The organism is Kitasatospora sp. NPDC091257 (assembly GCF_044757675.1).
In the GTDB taxonomy this organism is placed as follows: domain Bacteria; phylum Actinomycetota; class Actinomycetes; order Streptomycetales; family Streptomycetaceae; genus Kitasatospora; species Kitasatospora lactacystinica.
In genome coordinates this window covers 1-3,294 of the sequence record NZ_JBIVVI010001036.1, presented here as the reverse complement: position 1 = coordinate 3,294, position 3,294 = coordinate 1, and the positions used below count along the sequence as shown (strand labels likewise).

The 3,294-nt window shown below is 74.8% G+C and carries 2 protein-coding genes; both read right to left on the bottom strand.

All coding sequences use genetic code 11. The annotated features are described in order from the left end of the window. Positions 1-22: 22 nt before the first annotated feature. On the bottom strand, positions 23-775 hold the full coding sequence (locus ACIQOV_RS33930) for an SAM-dependent methyltransferase (RefSeq protein WP_401054630.1): 753 nt from the start codon (positions 773-775) through the stop codon (positions 23-25). 105 nt (positions 776-880) lie between these two features. Next, positions 881-3,294, bottom strand: a 2,414-nt coding sequence (locus tag ACIQOV_RS33925; protein WP_401054628.1) for a tetratricopeptide repeat protein, incomplete at its 5' end; no start/stop codon positions are given.

The following is a 3,294-nucleotide window of genomic DNA, read 5'->3' as shown; positions in this document are numbered from 1 at the left end:
ATGGAGGAGAGCTGATCATCCGTCATCCCCGAGTCCGCACAGGACGTCCCAACCGGCCGAGCGAACGGTCGGGCACGGTGAGGAGGAAGAGCAGGTCGAGGTCGCCGAACAGGGCGAGGATCTCCCCGTCGGTGCGCCAGCGGCCGCGGCCGAAGCTCTCCTGGAGCTTGCGCTCCATGCGCCTGGTCTCCTCGTTCCCGCCGGAGCGGAAGTGGGAGATGTAGACCAGGCTGCCCGGGGGCACCCGCTCCGCCCACCAGCGCACGAGAGCGGCGGGCCGCTCGGAATCCTCCAGGTGGTGCAGGACGGCGCTGAAGACGACGCCCACCGGTTCGTCGAAGTCGATCAGGCGCCGTACGTCGGGGTCGCCGAGGATCCCCTCCGGCTCCAGCAGGTCCGCCCCGACCAGCGTGGTGCGGGGGTCGGCGGCCAGCAGCGCCCGGCCGTGGGCGAGCACGGTCGGATCGTTGTCGACGTAGACGACGCGGGCGTCGGCGCGGTGCCGCCGGGCCACCTGGTGCACGTTCTCGGCCGTGGGCAGGCCGCTGCCCAGGTCGACGAACTGTCGGACGCCGTCGCCGGCCATGGCGCCCACCGCGCGGACCAGGGCCCGGCGGTTGGCGAACGGAATGGCCACCGAACCGGGCAGCTCGTGGAGGAAGAAGTCGCCGACCTCGCGGTCGACGGCGTAGTTGTCCGTGCCGCCGAGCAGGTAGTCGTACACGCGGGCGATGCTCGGCTTCGACCGGTCGATCCCGGTGGTGCCGTCGGTCATGGGGCCAACCCGTCCCGGGGATCCGCTGTCGCCCCGATGGTAGGAGAGCCGTCCCGTCCCGTCCCGGCACCACGCGTGGACCCGCCGGGCTACCGACCCGCCGGGCTACTGCCGCGGACGGGGATCGTCGCGCGTGCGCAGCGCTTCGGCCAGCAGGCCCGCCACCACGACGGAGACGGGGTGGTCCGTCCCGACCGCCTCGGTCAGTCCGGCGAGGGCGGCCCGGTACCCCTCGACGGCCCCGGTGACGTCGCCCGCCGCCTCGTGCACCCGGGCCAGGGCGGCCCGGCTGCCGAGGGTGTCCGGGTGGTCCGGGCCCAGCAGCTGGGTGCGCTGCTCCAGCACGGTGGTGAGCAGCGACCGTGCCCGTTCCAGGTCGCCCGCGCCCCGGCAGGCCACCCCGAGGTTGTTGCGGGTGAGCACGGTGTCGCGGCTCTCCGGGCCGAGCAGCCGCTCCTGTTCGGCCAGCACGGTCTCGAACAGCGGGACGGCCCGGGCGGACTCGCCCCGCCCGTGGTAGGCGACCGCGAGGTTCCCGGCGCTGCGCAGCGTGTCCGGGTGGTCCGGGCCGAGGACCTCGCGGCGCAGGCGGAGGGCCTCCTCGAACAGGGGGAGCGCCCGTTCCGGCTCGCCGGCCGCGTCGTGGGCGGAGGCCAGCATGGAGAGGCTGACCAGGGTTTCGGGATGTTCCGGGCCGAGCACCCCGGTGCGCTGGGCCAGCGTCGTGCGGCAGAGGTCGAACCCGGTCGCGATGTCACCGCTCGTCAGGCAGAGGTGGGCGAGGTTGCTCCGGCTGAGCAGGGTGTCGGGGTGCTCCTCGCCCAGGGCGTCGGCACGCCGGGTCAGGACGTCCTGGTAGATCTCCCTGGCCCGTTCCAGGTCGCCGGCCGCGTGGTGGGCGTACCCGAGGTTGCTCAGACAGCTGAGGGTGTCGGGGTGTTCGGAGCCGACGAGTTCCTCGAAGTCGGCCAGCACCTCCTGGTAGAGGGCGATCGCCTGCCGGTAGCGGCCGACGGTCTCGTACGCCCCGGCGAGGTTGTTGCGCAGCCGTAGGCCGTTGAGCCCGACCATGGGCCCCGGCAGGTCGTCGGGTCTGGTGTCGGCGAGGTCCCTGCGGAGCAGGTCCTCGTAGATCCCGATGGCCCGGTCGAACCGGCCGAGGGCCGCGTGGGCGCCCGCCAGGTCGCTCAGCAGGGTGAGGGTCCTGAGGTGGTCCGGGCCGAGGGCGACCCGGCTGTCGTCGGCGGCCTTCTCGTACTCCTCGACCGCCTGCTGGACGCTGCCGCGGGCCTGGTGGGTGGAGGCGAGGCTGCTGCGGATGTTGAGGGTGGTGAGGTGCCCGGGGCCGTGGACCCGCAGGCTCTGCTCCAGGAGCGGGCCGAGGATCCCGATGCTCCGGTCGGGCCGGCCGGTCGCGAGGTGGACCCGGGCGACCGCGGAGCGGGCCACCAGCGCGAGCGGGTGCTCGGGCCCGAGCCCGTGCCGGATCTGGGCCTCGTACGCCTCGTACAGCGGCAGCGTCCGGGTGGTCTGCCCCCCGGCCTCCAGGTGCAGGGCGGCGCCGGCGTAGAGGTTGAACACCGCCGAGTCGCAGCTGTCCCGCGGGTCGGTCGCGGCCAGGGCACGGATCTGGCCGACCAGGCGGGCCAATTCGGCGGCGTCGGGGTCCTGGTCGGGCCCGGCCGGACGCACGGTCCGCAGCAGGGCCTGCTCGGCCTCGTACCGGCCCCGGGGAGCGGCCCCCGCCGGGCGCCGGGCGAGGGCGTCGGCGCGCAGCACGCCCTGGACCAGCCGGTGCACCCGGACGTCGCGCCAGGCGTAGCCGATCATGCTGTAGGCGTGCAGGACGCCGAGCGCGTCGTCGGCCGCGATCTCGTCCGGGGCCAGCCGGTCCACCAGGTCGCGCGGGCAGCCGTCGGCGTCCAGCCAGGCCAGGGCGTGCAGGAGGTCGACCGCGACCGGGTCGTCCTCGGCGACCGCCGCCAGGGTGACCTGCCAGACCCTGGCGACGGTGCGCTGCGGGTCCCGGCCCGCCGGGGTCCTGGACAGCTGGAGCCCGAGCCGGCCGCGGTAGGCGGCGACCGTGGTGCGGGTCCGGCGCAGGTAGGCGCCCGCCTGGTCCAGGGCGAGCGGGAGGCCGCCGAGCTCCCGGGCCAGCTGCCCGACCTCCCAGCGCGACTCGTCGGACCCGTCCCACTCGGAGACCCAGGACCACAGCAGCTCGGCCGCCTGCTCCTGCGGGAGGACGTCGAGTGCGAGCAGCGCGTCGCCGGAGTCGACGCCGACCGCGTCCCAGTCGTCGGCGAGCCGGGTGGTGACCAGGTGGTGCCCGCCGGTGAGGCTGCCCAGGAACGGTGCGAGGAGCGCCGGGTCCTCGACGTTGTCGTACACCAGCAGCCAGTTCGTGTGGTGCTGGAACCAGGCCAGCGCCCAGGCGGTCAGCTCCGGCCGCTGCGCGGTTCCGGCCCACACGGGGTTCAGCCGCCGGGCGATCTCGGCCAGGGCCTCTTCCACGGCCC

What these genes read in the sequence shown, in the direction of transcription:
- ACIQOV_RS33930 (WP_401054630.1), bottom strand. Translation starts at nt 775, where the DNA reads ATGACCGACGGCACCACCGGGATCGACCGGTCGAAGCCGAGCATCGCC.